General features: G+C 47.5%; 13 protein-coding genes. 3 read left to right on the plus strand and 10 right to left on the minus strand.

Features of this window, described 5'->3' with window-relative positions; genetic code table 11:
• Window positions 1-12 precede the first annotated feature (12 nt).
• The 10 genes from pstB to MOX91_RS02605 all read right to left on the minus strand — a co-directional run bounded on the left by pstB (window position 13) and on the right by MOX91_RS02605 (window position 10490).
• Window positions 13-768, minus strand: a complete 756-nt coding sequence (gene pstB / locus MOX91_RS02560; protein WP_370396507.1) for a phosphate ABC transporter ATP-binding protein PstB — start codon at window positions 766-768, stop codon at window positions 13-15.
• Window positions 758-1624, minus strand: a complete 867-nt coding sequence (gene pstA, locus MOX91_RS02565) for a phosphate ABC transporter permease PstA (RefSeq protein WP_370396508.1) — start codon at window positions 1622-1624, stop codon at window positions 758-760. Before pstA ends, pstB begins: the two co-directional genes overlap by 11 nt.
• A gap of 1 nt (window position 1625) precedes the next feature.
• On the minus strand, window positions 1626-2534 hold the full coding sequence (pstC, locus tag MOX91_RS02570; protein WP_370396509.1) for a phosphate ABC transporter permease subunit PstC: 909 nt from the start codon (window positions 2532-2534) through the stop codon (window positions 1626-1628).
• Window positions 2535-2536: 2 nt separating this feature from the next.
• Window positions 2537-3544 (minus strand): phosphate ABC transporter substrate-binding protein PstS, encoded by a 1008-nt coding sequence (gene pstS, locus MOX91_RS02575; protein WP_370396510.1) that lies wholly within the window; start codon window positions 3542-3544, stop codon window positions 2537-2539.
• A 73-nt stretch (window positions 3545-3617) separates the two neighbouring features.
• Window positions 3618-4937 (minus strand): porin, encoded by a 1320-nt coding sequence (locus tag MOX91_RS02580; RefSeq protein ID WP_370396511.1) that lies wholly within the window; start codon window positions 4935-4937, stop codon window positions 3618-3620.
• A gap of 115 nt (window positions 4938-5052) precedes the next feature.
• Window positions 5053-6342 carry a hemolysin family protein gene (locus tag MOX91_RS02585; RefSeq protein WP_370396512.1) on the minus strand — a complete coding sequence of 430 codons (1290 nt, stop codon included), beginning with the start codon at window positions 6340-6342 and terminating at the stop codon, window positions 5053-5055.
• A 3-nt stretch (window positions 6343-6345) separates the two neighbouring features.
• Entirely contained in the window at window positions 6346-7860 is a 1515-nt protein-coding gene (locus MOX91_RS02590; protein ID WP_370396513.1) for a potassium/proton antiporter, read from the minus strand.
• Between the two features lie 75 nt (window positions 7861-7935).
• Window positions 7936-9012: a tRNA preQ1(34) S-adenosylmethionine ribosyltransferase-isomerase QueA gene (gene queA, locus MOX91_RS02595; RefSeq protein WP_370396514.1), complete on the minus strand. Its 1077-nt coding sequence runs from the start codon at window positions 9010-9012 to the stop codon at window positions 7936-7938.
• Window positions 9013-9084: 72 nt separating this feature from the next.
• Window positions 9085-9891 carry a hypothetical protein gene (locus MOX91_RS02600; RefSeq protein WP_370396515.1) on the minus strand — a complete coding sequence of 269 codons (807 nt, stop codon included), beginning with the start codon at window positions 9889-9891 and terminating at the stop codon, window positions 9085-9087.
• A gap of 2 nt (window positions 9892-9893) precedes the next feature.
• Complete coding sequence (locus tag MOX91_RS02605) at window positions 9894-10490, minus strand: hypothetical protein (protein ID WP_370396516.1); 597 nt, start codon at window positions 10488-10490, stop codon at window positions 9894-9896.
• A gap of 70 nt (window positions 10491-10560) precedes the next feature.
• Here MOX91_RS02605 and MOX91_RS02610 point away from each other — a divergent pair, with 70 nt between their 5' ends.
• Genes MOX91_RS02610 through MOX91_RS02620 form a run of 3 tightly spaced genes read left to right on the plus strand, consistent with a single transcriptional unit; the run spans window position 10561 to window position 14583 of the window.
• Window positions 10561-12222, plus strand: a complete 1662-nt coding sequence (locus MOX91_RS02610) for an ATP-binding cassette domain-containing protein (protein WP_370396517.1) — start codon at window positions 10561-10563, stop codon at window positions 12220-12222.
• Window positions 12223-12258: 36 nt separating this feature from the next.
• The gene (locus MOX91_RS02615) at window positions 12259-12633 is read left to right on the plus strand and encodes a hypothetical protein (RefSeq protein ID WP_370396518.1); all 375 of its coding nucleotides are present in this window, start codon (window positions 12259-12261) and stop codon (window positions 12631-12633) included.
• The gene (locus MOX91_RS02620) at window positions 12634-14583 is read left to right on the plus strand and encodes a hypothetical protein (RefSeq protein WP_370396519.1); all 1950 of its coding nucleotides are present in this window, start codon (window positions 12634-12636) and stop codon (window positions 14581-14583) included. It abuts the gene before it with no gap.
• Window positions 14584-14586 lie beyond the last annotated feature (3 nt).

Genomic DNA, 14586 nt, shown 5'->3' on the forward strand with positions numbered 1-14586 from the left:
ATCCTTTTTTTATCATCCGAAGCGTCCCGTGATGTACTCTTCGGTTTTTTTGTTTTCTGGGTTTGTGAAAATTTTTTTTGTTGAGCCGCTTTCTATTATTTTGCCTTTGTAAAAGAAGGCCGTGTTGTCGGAAATGCGTGCAGCCTGCTGCATGTTGTGGGTGACAATCACAATGGTGAACCGCTCTTTCAGCTTTAAGAGCAGGTCTTCTATTTTTAATGTCGCTATCGGGTCTATCGCAGATGTCGGCTCGTCCATCAAAAGAATTTCGGGACGGGCTGCGATTGTGCGGGCGATGCAAAGCCTTTGCTGCTGGCCGCCCGAAAGGGCAAGCCCGCTCTTTTTGAGCTTGTCCTTTACTTCGTCCCAAATCGAAACGCCCCTTAACGCCTCTTCGACCCTTTCGGAAATTTCTTTCTTGCTTAGGTTGAAGTGGAGTTTGAGGGGGTAGGCGACATTGTCGAAAATCGACATCGGAAATGGCGTAGGCTTTTGAAAAATCATGCCGACTTTCCTGCGCAGCTTCAATAGGTCCACGTCTTTTTCAAGGATGTTTTTGCCGTCTATAAGGAGTTTTCCCTCCGCTCTCTGGTCGTGGTAAAGCTCGTAAATTCGGTTGTAAATTCTAAGATGCGTCGATTTGCCGCACCCCGAAGGGCCGATGACGGCGGTTATTTTGTTTTCTTCTATGTCCAAGGAGTTGTCAAATAGTGCCTGGTGGGGACCGTAGAAGAAGTTTATGTTTTGAGCGCTGATTTTAATGCCCATTTTTCTTTTCCCTTAATAAAATTCTGGTTGAAATGTTGATTGCGAGAATTGCGAGTATTATGATAAGCGATGCTCCCCATGCGGATTTGTGCATTTCTTCAAACGGCGAATTTGTTGCGTATTCCGCTATGAGAACGGGCATGTTTGCTGTTGGCTTTGTGAAGAAATTTTGGATTGCTCCGTCGCAAAATAGCGCGGTGAATAAAAGCGGGGCAGTCTCGCCTCCGACTCTTGCGATTGCAAGCAGTATCCCCGTTATAAGCCCGTTTTTCGCGGAGCGGCAGACAATGCAAAGTGTAGAGCGCGCCTTGGTCATGCCGAGCGCAAGCGAAGCTTCCCTCAGATGGTTCGGCACCATTGCCATCATGTCTTCGGTGGTGCGCATTATTATGGGGAACATAATAATAGCAAGCGCAATTCCGCCCGCAAGCCCCGAAAAATTCCCGCTTGGAACCACTACCGTCATGTAAACGAAAAGCCCGACCAAAATCGACGGAACGCCCATCATTACGTTTGCCCCGAAGCGTATTATGTCGGCATGCTTTTTGTTCTTTCCGAACTCCGAAAGATATATGCCTGCAAGCATCGCGGGCGCAATGGATATTGCCGCCGCCGCCAATGTTATCAAAATCGTGCCTATGATTGCGTTTGAAATTCCCGCGTCGGGTATGCCGTAAGGCTTTGAGGGGTTTGTCAGGAAATCCCATGAAATTGCGCCCGCTCCGTTTTTCACTATTTCAAACAAAATCCAACCTATGAGAAACAGCGAGGCGGCGATTGCGAAAAATGAAAAAATTGAAAAAAGCCCGTTTTTGAGTTTTCTGAAAAACAAGCTTTTGTATTTTAAGTCTTGCATCTTAATTTGAGTTTGCATCTGTTTTATGTAGATAGTACTGCGAAACCGCCTGTATGAAAAGCGACATCGCAAGCAGTATTAGCCCGAGGGCAAACAGCGCGCTTTTGTGCAGCCCGTCGGCCTCCGCAAAATTGTTCGCGATTGTGGAGGCTATTGTCGTTCCGCTTCCCATGAGGGAAGAGGGCGCGCCCATGAAGTTTCCGATAACGAACAAAACCGCCATCGTTTCTCCGAGCGCGCGCCCGAGCCCTATGAAAATTCCGCCGAGAATGCCCCTTTTGCCGTATTTTACGATTATGTCTTTTGCCGCCTCAAACCGCGTGCATCCGATGCCGAATGCGGATTCCCTTAGCATGGGGGGCGTCATCTTGAAAACGTCCCTCATTACGGCGCAGATGTACGGCAGTACCATGACCGCCAAAATAAGCCCCGCCGTGAGAAATCCGAAGCCGTTGCCTTGTGTTCCGAAAAACGGAATTTTTCCGAAATGCAATGTCTCAATCAAAAACGGCTGGACGATGTTTTGCATTACGGGGCAGATTACAAAAAGCCCCCACATGCCGTAAATTACGCTCGGTATTGAGGCGAGCAGGTCTATTGCGTGCGCGAGGGGTTTTGCAATTATTTCGGGGGCGTCGGCGATGAAAAGCGCGAGCGCGAATGCGAGGGGAAGTGCGACGGAAAGAGCGATGAGCGTGGTTATCAGAGTTCCCAAAATGGCGTTTAGCGCGCCAAACTCCTCCGTGACGGGGTTCCATTTCCCCGATACGATGAAGTCAAGCCCGAACTCTTTCCATGCTTCAGAAGAAGACAGCGCAAGCTGTACGAAGAACGCGCTTATGAAAATCAGCACCGCAAATGCGCACAGCCTGCATGTCTTTTTGAAAATGAAATCCGCCGATATTTTCATTTTTATTTGAAAATTTCGTCTCTTATAAGCTTTACGACGCTTTCGGGAATGGGAACATAGCCCAGTTTTTCAGCGTTGATTTTTCCCGAATTGAAGCACCAGTTGAAATACTTGAACATTTCAGATTTCTTTTCCGCGCCGCAGTTTTCGGGGAAGAGTATGTATGTCACTCCCATTATCGGGTACGAATTTTCGCCGCCCTGGTTTGTAAGCACCATGTAAAAGCCCTTTGCGTCCGCCCAGTTTGCGGATTCCACCGCCGCGGAAAAGGTCTTTAAGTTCGGCTCGACGAATTTGCCTTCCGCGTTTTCGAGCGTGGCGCAGGCGAGTTTTGCTTCAAGCGCGTAAGTATATTCGGTATAGCCTATGGAGCCTGAAATCTTCTTTACGTTGTTGCATACGCCCGGGTTTTTTTGCCCGCCGATGCCCGCAGGCCACTTTACGGAGCTGCCTTCGCCAATGTTTTCCTTCCAGTCTTTTGAAATCTTTGAAAGGTAGTTCGTGAATATGAAGGTAGTCCCGCTCGAATCCGAACGGTGCACGACGGTTATCGGCAAGTCGGGAAGCTTGAGGCTTGGGTTAAGTTTCGCTATTTCTGCGTCGTTCCAATTTTTTATTTCTCCAAGAAAAATTCGCGAGAGGGTTTTGCGGTCGAGTTTGAGCTCACCGCTTTTTACGTTTGGAATGTTTGTAATTACAACAACGCCGCCCGTCAGCATCGGGAATTGCTTGATGGCAAATTCTTTCTGGCTTTCGAGCGTGAGCGGATTGTCGGAACCCGCGAAGTCTATTGTGCCGGACTTCAACTGGTTTAATCCCGCGCCCGAGCCGATGCTTTGGTAATTTATTTTTGCGGCGTTCTGGCTGTGGGTGTAGAGGTAGCTCCACATCTGGTAAACAGGGGCGGGGAAAGATGCCCCCGCTCCGTTAATCATCATTTCGTCGGCTTTTGCGGCTCCAAGCGCAAGTGCCGAAATTAAAATATTTGCGAGTAATTTTTTAACTTTCATATTTTGTCCTTCTATTTTTGCGCATTATTGTTTTTTGCGTATGAGGATATTGTTAGTTTTTTGTTAATATCGCTTAGAAGAGAATTTGCAGCTGTGTGCGGAAGGCGTTTACGTCCGCGCTCTTGGACGCGAAGCTTTCATTTGACGGAGAGCCTGAAAATCTTGCGTATTCATAGCCCGCTTGAAGCTTGACGCTGTTGCCATCGATGTACCAGTTTATGCCGGCAAATATGCTGTTTGCATTTTTATAGTAGTCGGAACCGCCCGAGCTTACGTTTGCCGCCGAATTTATGGTGTCTGAAATCTTTGCGCCGTGCCCGTCGGTAAAGAGCCCCGAATATCTTACTGTTGGAGCTATTTGTCCGATAAATCCGCAGTCGAATTTATATTCCGCGCCGACATTTACGCCTTGCGGAGTCGCGTCTTGGAAATTTCCCGCCGCGTCTTTTTTGCCGTATTGAATGTTAGCCATCATGTATTCGCCCCAGAGGGTGAAGTTGTCGAGCGTGATTTTGAAATAGGGATTTGCGCCCACGATATAGCCGTTGTCGGAATAGACGTCGGTTGTTATGTTTGCGCCCATTCCGTAGCCCGCGTTTAATCCTATTTCGTATTTAAGCTTGCCAATCGAGGTATCGGCATCGTTTTTATAGTTGACGCTTGCCCAGAGGTTTACCGTGTTGTCAGTTCCGCTGTTGTTGGGCTTTATGGCATAGTTTTGCGGATTTGTGACGGCAAACGAATACGAGAGCCCTTTTACGGCGTCGGCTTTGCCGTCCCAGAAAACTCCCGTGTAGCGGTTGCCGAAGCCGATGTTGCCTTTTGTTCCCGAACTCTGTCCTTCGACGAAGTAGCGCGTTGCGGGGGAACGTTCAATGGATAGGAGCTTGGACGATGAGGTGTTTTCCTCAAATACGAAGTTTACCTTCCTATATCCGACGTCGAGTTTTCCGTTTAAAAATTCCCAGTCGATTTTTTTTGATATTGTTACGCTGTCGAGATAGTTTGCGCCGTTATTGGTTGTTTTTGCCAAATCCAAGACGAGATTTCCCGACCATCCGTTTGCAAGCTCTGCCGCCATTCCCAGATACATACGGCGCATTCTGAAACCGCTTTTGGTGCTTGTATCTTTGTAGAAGGGATCGTCTGCTTCGGACTTTATCCACATGAACTGCTCATGTATTCTGCCCGAGAATGTGAGCTTTACGGTTTCCTTCTCCTTCGCTTTGACTTGTATGGAGGAGCTTTTCAGGATTTTTCCGGCTTCGTCTTGCGTGATGATTCCCTTTGAAACCAGAATGTCCAATGTTGCTTTGTCTTGCGCGTTAGCAAAATTTGACGCGCCGAAAACAAATGCGGTTAGTATCAATTTTACAATATTACTCTTTTTCATTGTTTATTCAAATTTCTCCGAAAACATTTCGGCTGAAATTTGAGGGCAATGATAAGTCCGCTGTATTTAAATATTATAAGGCAAATGTGAATTTTTCGTTAAGTGGTGCGGATTTTCAAAAAGCGGCTTCCGCATCTTTCTTTAATTCCGTCTTTTTGGCGAGTATTTTGTCTATTCTCGCTCCGTCCATATCGACGATTTCAAACACAAAATTTTTCCATTTCAGCTTTTCTCCCGTTTTGGGAATTCTGCCAAGTTGCGCCAAAATCAAGCCTCCCACCGTATTATACTGGTCGCGCGGCTTTTCGTCGAGGTTGAAGAAAATTGAAAAATCGTAAAAAGAATACTGCCCGTCAACCAAGTAGGAATTGTCGTCCCTTTGCACTATTTCAGGTTCTTCCCCAAGCTCGGGCATATTGCCCAAAAGGGCGTCTATTATGTCGTTTAAAGTCGCAATGCCAAGCGTAACGCCGAATTCGTTGCATACTATGCCGTATTTCTGGCGTTTTGCACGCAACTCTTCGAGAGCATGGTACACTTTTGTGTTTTCGTGGAAATATACCGCGGGGCAGATTTTGTCTTTTAAGTTGAATGACGGGTTTTCAATTTCGCCGAATAAATCTTCAAGGTACAAGACTCCCAAAATATCGTCCAAAGAGCCGTTTGCGACGGGATAGACCGCGTGCGGAAATTTTGAGACGATATTCTTTATGTCGGCGGCAGTTGCGTCCGCCTCAATCCGCACGATTTCGTTGCGCGGCGTCATTATTGAAGAGACGAACCTGTCTCCGAGCGAAAACACGCGGTTTAGAATGTTGCGCTCTATCTTTTGGATTTCCCCGTTTTCCGTCCCTTCTTCAACCATCATTTTGATTTCTTCTTCGGTCACTTTGTTTCGCGCCGAATCCACGCCGAGAATTTTGCATATTGCGCCGCTTGACTTGCTTAAAACGAATACGAATGGCGACATCGCTTTCGAGAGGGCGGACATTGGAACTGCGGCGATTTTTGCGATTTTTTCGGGGTAGGCAAGCCCAAGCCTTTTGGGCACAAGCTCGCCTATGACGAGCGTAAAAAATGTCGCGCCAACGACTATCGCCGCTTTTGCGGCAAACAGGGCGTATTCGTCGGGGATAGGCGTTTTTGACAGAATTTTGGCGAATTTTTCGCCGAGCGCGTCTCCCGAATATATGCCCGTCAAAATTCCAATCAGCGTTATGCCTATTTGGACGGTGGAGAAAAATTTGTCGGGATTTTTCGCAAGATTCAGGGCTTGCGCGCTTCTTTTGCCTCCTTTTTTGGCTTCGTTTGAAAGCTTTGATTTTGATGCGGCGACTATTGCGATTTCCGACATCGCAAATATTCCGTTTGAAAGTATTAAAATTAAAATAATCGCAAAATCCATCTGCTAATTTATCTTAAAGCTTTCGATGCCGAATTTCTTGTAGAGCTTTTCAAGCTCTTCGGCGTTGTCGGAGATTACGAGGACCTTGTCTCCCGCGCATAATTCCGTGTTGCCCTGCGGGACGAAATACGCGCCGTTTCTTTTGACCAATACAGCCAAAGTGTTTTCGGGCATGCTCATGTCCATCAGCCTCTTGCCGTTTTCAAGCATTTTTTCGGATACCACAATTTCCGACATAGTTGATTTTATGTCTTCTGAAAGCGCCACGCCGAATTCGTCCGATGAAATTTCGTTCGGCTTTATGAGATTTAGGACTTTTGCGGCAAATCCGACAGTCGTTCCCTGAATCAAAAGGGATATGATTGTTATGAAAAATACAACGTTAAATATGAGGTTTGCCTTTTCGAGATTTGCGAGCATCGGGTATGTCGCGAAAATAATCGGAACCGCGCCTTTTAACCCGACCCAGCTTATGTAGTATTTTTGCGGCCTTCCGATTGAAAAGGGCAGAAGACAGAACAAAACGCTTAACGGGCGTCCGAAAAGTATCATGAAAGCCCCGATTGCAAGCCCGAACACCGCTATCGGCAGAAGTTCGCTCGGGCTTACCAAGAGCCCCAAGGTGAGGAACATCGCAATCTGCCAAAGCCATGCAAAGCTTTCAAAAAACGAGGTAATGGCTTTTTTATGCGAAAATTTGTTGTTTCCCACGACCAAGCCCGCTATGTAAACCGCCAAATATCCGTTGCCGTCGAGAGTGTCGGTAATCGTGAAGGTGAATAAAATGAGCGCGAGAAGCAAAATCGAATAAAGAGACTGGTTTGCGACGTTTATTTTGTTTAGCGCGTACAGCGTGGCTCTTCCCAAAACCCATCCAAGCGTGGCGCCGACCGACATTTGTATTATGAAATCGATTGCGGATTTTTCCCAGTTAAAGCTCTCTGATGTGATGACCTGTATAAGAAGAATTGTCAACATGTACGCCATAGGGTCGTTGCTTCCGCTTTCAAGTTCCAAAGTGGAGCGCAGTTTGCGGTCGATGTTAAGCCCTTTCGAGCGCAAAAGCGAGAATACCGACGCGGAGTCGGTGGAAGACATTACGGAGGCAAGAAGCAGAGATTCGGGAATGGAAAGCTCGAAGTCCCCGCCGATTAAGCGGGAGAGCGCGTATATGAATCCGCCCGTGATTATCGCCGTTAAAAGCACCCCCAAAGTCGCCAAAATCACGCCTTCTTTCCATACGGGCTTTATGTCTTCATACTTCGTGTCCATGCCGCCCGAAAACAGTATGATGCTGAGGGCAATCACTCCTATGAATTGGGCGATTGCAGGATTTTGGAACTTGACGCCTATGCCGTCCACGCCGCATGCCATTCCCACTCCGAGGAAGAGCAGAAGGACGGGGACGCCCCATTTATAGCCGAATTTCCCCGCTATGACGCTCAGAAAAAGCAGGGTCGAGCCTATCAATAAGATATTTTCCGGTGTGATTGAAATTTGTAGGGCGGATAAAAACATGGTTTTAAGTATTTTTTTTCGGCAGATTTTAGAAAATATTTAAGGATATGTCGATTTTGCAAAAGGCGGAATTTCTCAAAGAATAAGCATTGCGTCTCCGTATGAGAAAAATCTGTAATCGTTTTCAATGGCGATTTTGTATATTTCTTTGAGCTTTTCAATTCCGCCAAGCTTTCCGGGCGTCAGAAACGCGCCGACAAGGCACATTAAAGTTGAGCGCGGCAGGTGGAAGTTCGTTATGAGGGCGTCTGCGGAAATTATTTCTTGCGGCGGATAGACGAAAAGCGAAGCATCGCCAAAGTAGGGTTTATCCAAATCAACTTGCGGATTTTTTCTGCAAAAGTCCTCGCTTGCGCGCAGCGACGTTGTGCCTACCATAAGCGTTTTAAAGTCTTTTCTGCCTTTCAAAACGCGCAGGGTTTCGGGGGGAATTTCATAAATTTCGGAGTGCATTTTATGGTCTTCGACTCTTTCGCTTTTTATGGGTTGGAAAGTTCCAAGCCCGACATGCAATGTTATGTCGTAAAAAGTGTTTCCGCTTTTTTCAAGGCGCGAGCATAATTCGGGGGTAAAGTGAAGTCCCGCAGTCGGAGCCGCCGCCGCGACGCGCCTTGAAGGGTCGGCATAGACAGTTTCGTAGCGTTCGTTGTCGAATTTCCTGTCGTAGTCCGGCGCGCGCTGGTCGCGCTCTATGTAAGGGGGGAGGGGAACTGCGCCTATGTTTTCGCACAGTTCGACGACGTTTGAAAACTTGTTTTCGACAAATTCCACCATTGCCTGCCCGTCATTGAATTTTTCGAGAACTTTTGCCTTGAATATTCCATCTATAAAAAAGCTTGCCCCGACGGGCAATTTCTTGCCCGGGCGCAGCATCGCTTGCCATATGTTGTTTTCTACGGGGGAAAGAAGCAGGCACTCAACAAAGCCGCCGCTTTTTCTGGTTGCGAAAATTCTCGCTTTCAGCACGGCGGCATTGTTGCGCACAAATGAAAATGAATGCGGCAAAATTTCGCCGAGTTCGGAAAATCGGCGATGTTCGATTTCTCCCGTTTCGCGCCTGAAAACAAGCAGTTTTGAATTATCGCGCTTTTGCGCGGGCAGTTGGGCTATTCGCTCTTTGGGAAGATTGTAATCGAGTATAGAAGCGTCCATTTTTCAAAGTCAAAGCGCATAAATTTGCAAAAAAAACGCCCGAGGTCAATAGGCGTTTTTCGGAGGGCGGTTTTAATTTTTTTCTTGTTTTTTCAACGTCCGCTCCGCTTCAAGTTTTGCCAACTCTTCGGGGGTTAGCAGGAGCAGGAGCTTGGATTTTTCAATCTCAATCATGTATTGCCCGCTTCCCATTTCGTACTTTTCCTTCATCGCGTCTTCGCTTTCTTTCAAGGCTTTCTCGTAAGAGGCGATTTTTTCGGATATTTTTGCAAGCTCGTTCACATCTGTCGAAGTTTCAAGCTGCTTGCGCAGGGAGGCAATTTCATTGCGCGTTTTCATGGAGTATTGCAGTGCGCGCTGAAATTCGTCGTTTGCCTTAAACCCTTCGACAGTGCTTTTGCGGTAAAAGTGCTTGCCGGATTTTGTGACGATTTCGAGGGGGTTGATTTTCGTGCCGTCCTTGAAGGTGTACGAAGAATATTCCTCGGGGGAAATCGGAACGCATATGTTTGTCTTTAAGAACAATACGACATACTGGCGGTTGCTTGAAAAGTTGTATCCGCCCACCATCGTCTTGTCGTTTGCCTGAAATTCTCCGTCGATTTGTTTTAATTTCAATTCGAGGGATTTTTTTATCTGCGCGTCGGTTTCTTTTTTTATCTGCTCTTTAAGAGACTTCATCGTGGCGTCCGTCGCCTTCATTATTTGGACGTTGCGTTGGAACTCTTCGTACTTCGGGTAGGAATTGAAGTCGAAAACTATCATGTAGCTTTGCTGTCCCATTCTTACGATGTCGCCCACTGCGGGAGATGTTTCGCTTGCGTTTACGACCGCGCTTGCGGCGAAAATAGGCAGAAATTTGAATATGTTTATGTTCATTTTTATATTTCCTTAAATAAAGTTGAGCTTAAAAGTTCGCTTTTGTTGCTTGAAAAGGCTTCCTGAAACTGCTTGTAAAGCGAGTCGAAAGCCTCTTTTGTTGCCACTGCAAATTCGAGGGTTTTCGAGTGCGTTGTGGAGGGGTAGATTTTATATACGTTTGAAATCCCCGCATTTTTTTCGGCGTCATTTGCAAACGGCACTTTTTCTTTTACGGCATTAGCTTTTTCAAGGGCGGTTTCGATGTGCGGCTTCGCTCTTGATGCAATTTCGTTTGGAAGCTTGTTTGCTGCCGTATTTATCTGGTTTTGCGGGTCGATTGGGCTTGCGTGGTAAATCCTTATTTGCGAATTGCCGTTTGTGTCGATTGAAAATTCGCGAACTTCCAATGGACCTGCAATGTAAATTTGTTTGGAAATAGAAGTGATGGAAGCTATGTTTATATAAACCGATGTTTCGTTTAAAAATTCTATGCCGCAGAGAGCCTTGTTTTGCAGTGCGCCCTTTGTCTTTACAAAAGAAGTGCCTTGCTGCCCGAAAAGCGTTGCCTGGGCAAGCAGAAGCAAAATTGTCAGAACTTTTATTATTTTTACATTCATTGTTGCAATTTTTAAAAATTTTTTGAATATTTACGGATGTTAACGATTTTTATTTGTACCGCAAGAAATAATGTTAAGCTGCAAAAATTTAACGGTGAGGGTGGACGGCTCCGCAGAGCCTATTTTGTCCGATGCAACCTTGTCTTTCAAGCCGCATGCAATGAATGCCGTGATAGGCCCATCGGGATGCGGCAAAACCACTCTTTTAAAGGCTATGATGCGCCTTGTCGAGAGGGAGGGGAAGTCGTATTTTTGCGGGGAGGAAATTCTTTCAAGCGAGTCTTTGTCGGGCAGGGTGGGCTATGCTCCCCAGTTCACCTGCGCGCATCCCAAGCTCACTGTTTTGGAGGCGATAGAAGGCGCGCTTAAAATAGGCGAGCGCGACTTGTCAAAAATTTCGACGCGCGCGAAAAAAATTCTAAAAATAATAGGTCTTGAAGCCCATTCCGAAAAATTCATCGAAAGCCTTTCGGGGGGTCAACTGCGGAGAATCGGCTTGGGCTTGGAGCTTGCCGCCGACCCTCCCGCAATGTTTTGCGACGAAGTGACAAGCGGGCTTGACCCTCTTTCCGAAAACGCCATTTTGGACATGCTTAAAAAGTTTTGCGGCGACGGCGGCAAAACCGTAATCTGCATTATCCACAACCTCGCAAAGCTCGAATATTTCGACTTGGTTACGGTGGTTTACGAAGGGCATGTAGTATTTCAAGGCTCTCCCAAAGAGTTAAACAGGCACTTTGAAATAGATTCTCCCTTGAACCTTTATGACGCGCTGAACGCAAAGGGCGTAAAGTATTGGCTTGAAAAACGCCCGCCTCTTGAAGATTTTTGCGCGGATTGCGACCCAAAGTCTCTTCCGTCGCGCCCTCCCCGCCCGAGCGCGGCTTCGCAGATTTTCACTCTCTTGATGCGCCGCTTCAAGCTGTTTTTCAGGGATTCTGGCTATCTTCTTTTGACAATGGCGATAACTTTCGGGTTCCCCATAGTTGTCGTGATTTTCGCTTTCGGGGGGCTTCCGCAAATAAGGGGGCTTGCTCTTGAACGCTCGCTTGGCGGCGTTGAGGAGCTTCGGGAGACTTTGCGCTTTTCCATTGAAGCCGCGCAGACTTCGACATTGGTGACGGGGCTTATATTGTTCCAGGTTGTTCTCCTTACCCTGATGGGTTCTAACAATTCGGCGCGCGAAATCGCCGCGGAGCGCAATTTGTACGAAAAGGAGCGGCTGCTTGGCTTGCGCCCGTGGGCTTACGCTTTTTCAAAAATAATATTTACTTCGATAATCGCGCTCTTTCAAGGCGTCTGGATGTGCTGGTTTGTCAAGTTCATATGCGATTTCCCCGGCAGTTTTTTAGTCCAGGCGGCGGTGCTTTCGGGTGTCTGCATTTCAATGACCCTCGTATGCCTTGCTTTTTCCGCCTTGTTTTCATCGCCCGACAAGGCGAACATTGTTTCGATTTATTTGGTTGGGTTTCAGCTTCCGCTTTCGGGGATTGTGCTTGCGCTTCCCGAGTGCCTGAAATGGATTTGCCGCCCGCTCATAAATTCCTATTGGGGCTGGGCGGGCTTCATGACCTCAATGAAAGACACGCGCCTTTACGACGCGTTTGTCCAAACAAGCCCGTCTTACGAGTGGATTGCAAAGCCAAGCATTGCGCTCTTTGCCCTTGCAGTGCAGGGAATAATTGGAATTGCTTTTGTGCTTAAAGGCTGTTATCAAAAAAAGTGGAATTAGAAAATATTTCTTTTGCCAAAACAAATTTAGAAAAGTATGAAAAACAAATTTAATCCCGTTATAATCGCAGTCGCCATACCGCTTTTGGCGGTTGCGTTTGCGCTTGGGTCGGTTCTTTACAAAAAATCGGCGTCGGCAAATTCGGCAGTGTTTCCCGTTGACGCCTATGTTGAAAATCCGGCTTCGTTTTTCGGCAACAAATATATTTTAAGGGCGCAGGTGGATTCCCAACTCGCCTACAAGGAAAATGCGGGCAGGCTTTTGTGCGTCAGAACTCCCGACGGTTCGAGGGTCGCCGTCATAGTGCCGATTGAAGTCGGCAAGAATATTCAGGCGGGGCAGAAATACGGGTTTGATGTCGAGGTTATGCAGGACGGATCGCTAATTGCAAGGGGTTTGGAGAAGTTTTAAATGAAGCATTTTTTTATAACGCCAATATTTGTTTTGTTCGCCTTTTCGGCGCAGGGGCAGATTTTGCCGCAAACGCCGTCCGTATCTCCGTCTGCAATTTCTCCGCAGTCGCAGGGAAACGGAAACGTCCAAACGCAGTCTCAAAAGACCGAAATTGCTCCCGCAACGAACAACACTTCCGTTTCTCTGGCTCCTTCGACGAGCCTTGACAGCGGCACGCTTGAACGCACGCAGGACAAGCTTTTCGACGTTGAAAGCGACAGCATAGATTTTGAAAACGGGCAGTTCAAGTGGAAGGGAAAAACTTTTGACTTGGGTTCTTCGCGCGTGGTGCGCTCGCGTTTTGAACGCTATCTCGCAATGGATTTGCGCGACCAAAATTTCGATTCCTACCAGAAGATTTTAAAGGAAATTACAGGCGCGCTATCCCCCGCAAACGACGAAATTTCCCCCGAAGTCATTCGCAGCGCGTGGTCAAAGCTCTACGATGCCGCGGAATACGACATTGATAACGACGGCTGCATTGCAATCGCAAACTGCGTCTATCAGGCGTGGAGAATGAAAGTCGAATACGAAAAGGCGAAGGTGCGCGAGGCGCAGGCGGGGTACGAAAAATCTTCCGCGGAGCGCGTCCTCGACCAGATGGAGCGCAAGGCCAACATGGATAATTACGAAGCGCAAAAGCGCGCCATGTCCACAACGAAAGACAAGCGCGTGGTTGCCGTTCCCACAAACGTGAATAAGCTTGCGTTCGCCTCGAAAGCGTATGCCGAAAAAGTCGCGAAAAAAACTTTGAAAGAGGCGGAAAGAAACGCCGTCGGGGCGCAGTCGATACTCCAATTCCAGTCGCAGACAATGACATTCTTGCTTGCGCGCAAATTCCAGCACGCGAATATCTCCGCCTATTTTTACAGGCATATTTACAAGGGCGGGGCGCAAAACTTTGAAGTCGGGAAAGAAGAGTTTGCAAATTTCTACCCCGTATCCAACATTCTGCCCACAAACGACCTCATGGAAAGCCTTGCAACAGAGGCGCGAAACGACGTCCGCGAGGGTATGATTACCGTAAACACCCTTTACGATTCGGGGCAGAGGTACACCGCTTTGATGCGCTTAATGGAAACTTTCATGCTTGGCGAAAACGAGCCGAGCGTGCGGGCTTTCGACTTCGAAAAAAAGAAGGTTCTCCATCAAATTTACCGCGACGCAATCCTCGTTAAGACGTTGGCGGACAATCGCGACTTGGCGGCGATAGAAGAGGCTCTTAAAAGAATTTCCGCTCTCGCTGACGACTTCCCGTCCCACGAGGCGTACTCAAAAATCCGCATCGCAAAACAGGCGTCAAACTTGAAGATAATGGAAGCGCGCGCCTCCGCGTTCGCGGGGAATTTGGAATCCGCAAAAGCTTCGATAACAGAAGCCGCCAAAATCTGGCCCCTCAACCCCGAACTTGACAAATTTACGGACGAAGTAATGAAAATGTCTGTCGGGGCGTCGAAATATATTTCAAGGTTCGACGAGCTTTTGGAACGCCAAAACTACCGCGAAATTATGGATAACGCGGCTGAATTCGGCATCGCCTTGCGCGACAATCCCGAAAAAATCGCAAAGTTGAAAGAAATCGTTTCAAACGTTTCGCAAATAGACTTTTTGATTGCACAGGCAAAGGAGTTGGGCTTGCAGGGCAATTCATACGTCGCGTGGGAGCTGTTGGAAAAGGCGCGTGCAATCGATGCCGCCGATCCGATTTTGGCGCGCGCCATGGCGTCTCTTGCCCCGTCAGTTGCGGGATATGTGCAGATTTTGGACAAGGCGCGGCTTGCCGAAAAATCAGGCAAATTTATCGAAGCGTTGAACTTGTACCTTCGCGCACAGGACATATTTCCGACATCGCAAACTTGCAGGGAAGGCATAAGCCGCATTTCAAATAAATTCCCCTCGTTTAAATAACGC

Origin of the sequence: Intestinicryptomonas porci (assembly GCF_033971905.1) — a bacterium.
Lineage (GTDB): Bacteria > Verrucomicrobiota > Verrucomicrobiia > Opitutales > Intestinicryptomonadaceae > Intestinicryptomonas > Intestinicryptomonas porci.

Coding starts and splice junctions, on each gene's coding strand:
- pstC (WP_370396509.1), bottom strand. CDS start 2,534: ATGAAAATATCGGCGGATTTCATTTTCAAAAAGACATGCAGGCTGTGC.
- MOX91_RS02615 (WP_370396518.1), top strand. CDS start 12,259: ATGAAAAACAAATTTAATCCCGTTATAATCGCAGTCGCCATACCGCTT.
- MOX91_RS02610 (WP_370396517.1), top strand. CDS start 10,561: ATGTTAAGCTGCAAAAATTTAACGGTGAGGGTGGACGGCTCCGCAGAG.
- pstA (WP_370396508.1), bottom strand. CDS start 1,624: ATGCAAGACTTAAAATACAAAAGCTTGTTTTTCAGAAAACTCAAAAAC.
- MOX91_RS02585 (WP_370396512.1), bottom strand. CDS start 6,342: ATGGATTTTGCGATTATTTTAATTTTAATACTTTCAAACGGAATATTT.
- pstB (WP_370396507.1), bottom strand. CDS start 768: ATGGGCATTAAAATCAGCGCTCAAAACATAAACTTCTTCTACGGTCCC.
- queA (WP_370396514.1), bottom strand. CDS start 9,012: ATGGACGCTTCTATACTCGATTACAATCTTCCCAAAGAGCGAATAGCC.
- MOX91_RS02605 (WP_370396516.1), bottom strand. CDS start 10,490: ATGAATGTAAAAATAATAAAAGTTCTGACAATTTTGCTTCTGCTTGCC.
- MOX91_RS02620 (WP_370396519.1), top strand. CDS start 12,634: ATGAAGCATTTTTTTATAACGCCAATATTTGTTTTGTTCGCCTTTTCG.
- pstS (WP_370396510.1), bottom strand. CDS start 3,544: ATGAAAGTTAAAAAATTACTCGCAAATATTTTAATTTCGGCACTTGCG.
- MOX91_RS02600 (WP_370396515.1), bottom strand. CDS start 9,891: ATGAACATAAACATATTCAAATTTCTGCCTATTTTCGCCGCAAGCGCG.
- MOX91_RS02590 (WP_370396513.1), bottom strand. CDS start 7,860: ATGTTTTTATCCGCCCTACAAATTTCAATCACACCGGAAAATATCTTA.
- MOX91_RS02580 (WP_370396511.1), bottom strand. CDS start 4,937: ATGAAAAAGAGTAATATTGTAAAATTGATACTAACCGCATTTGTTTTC.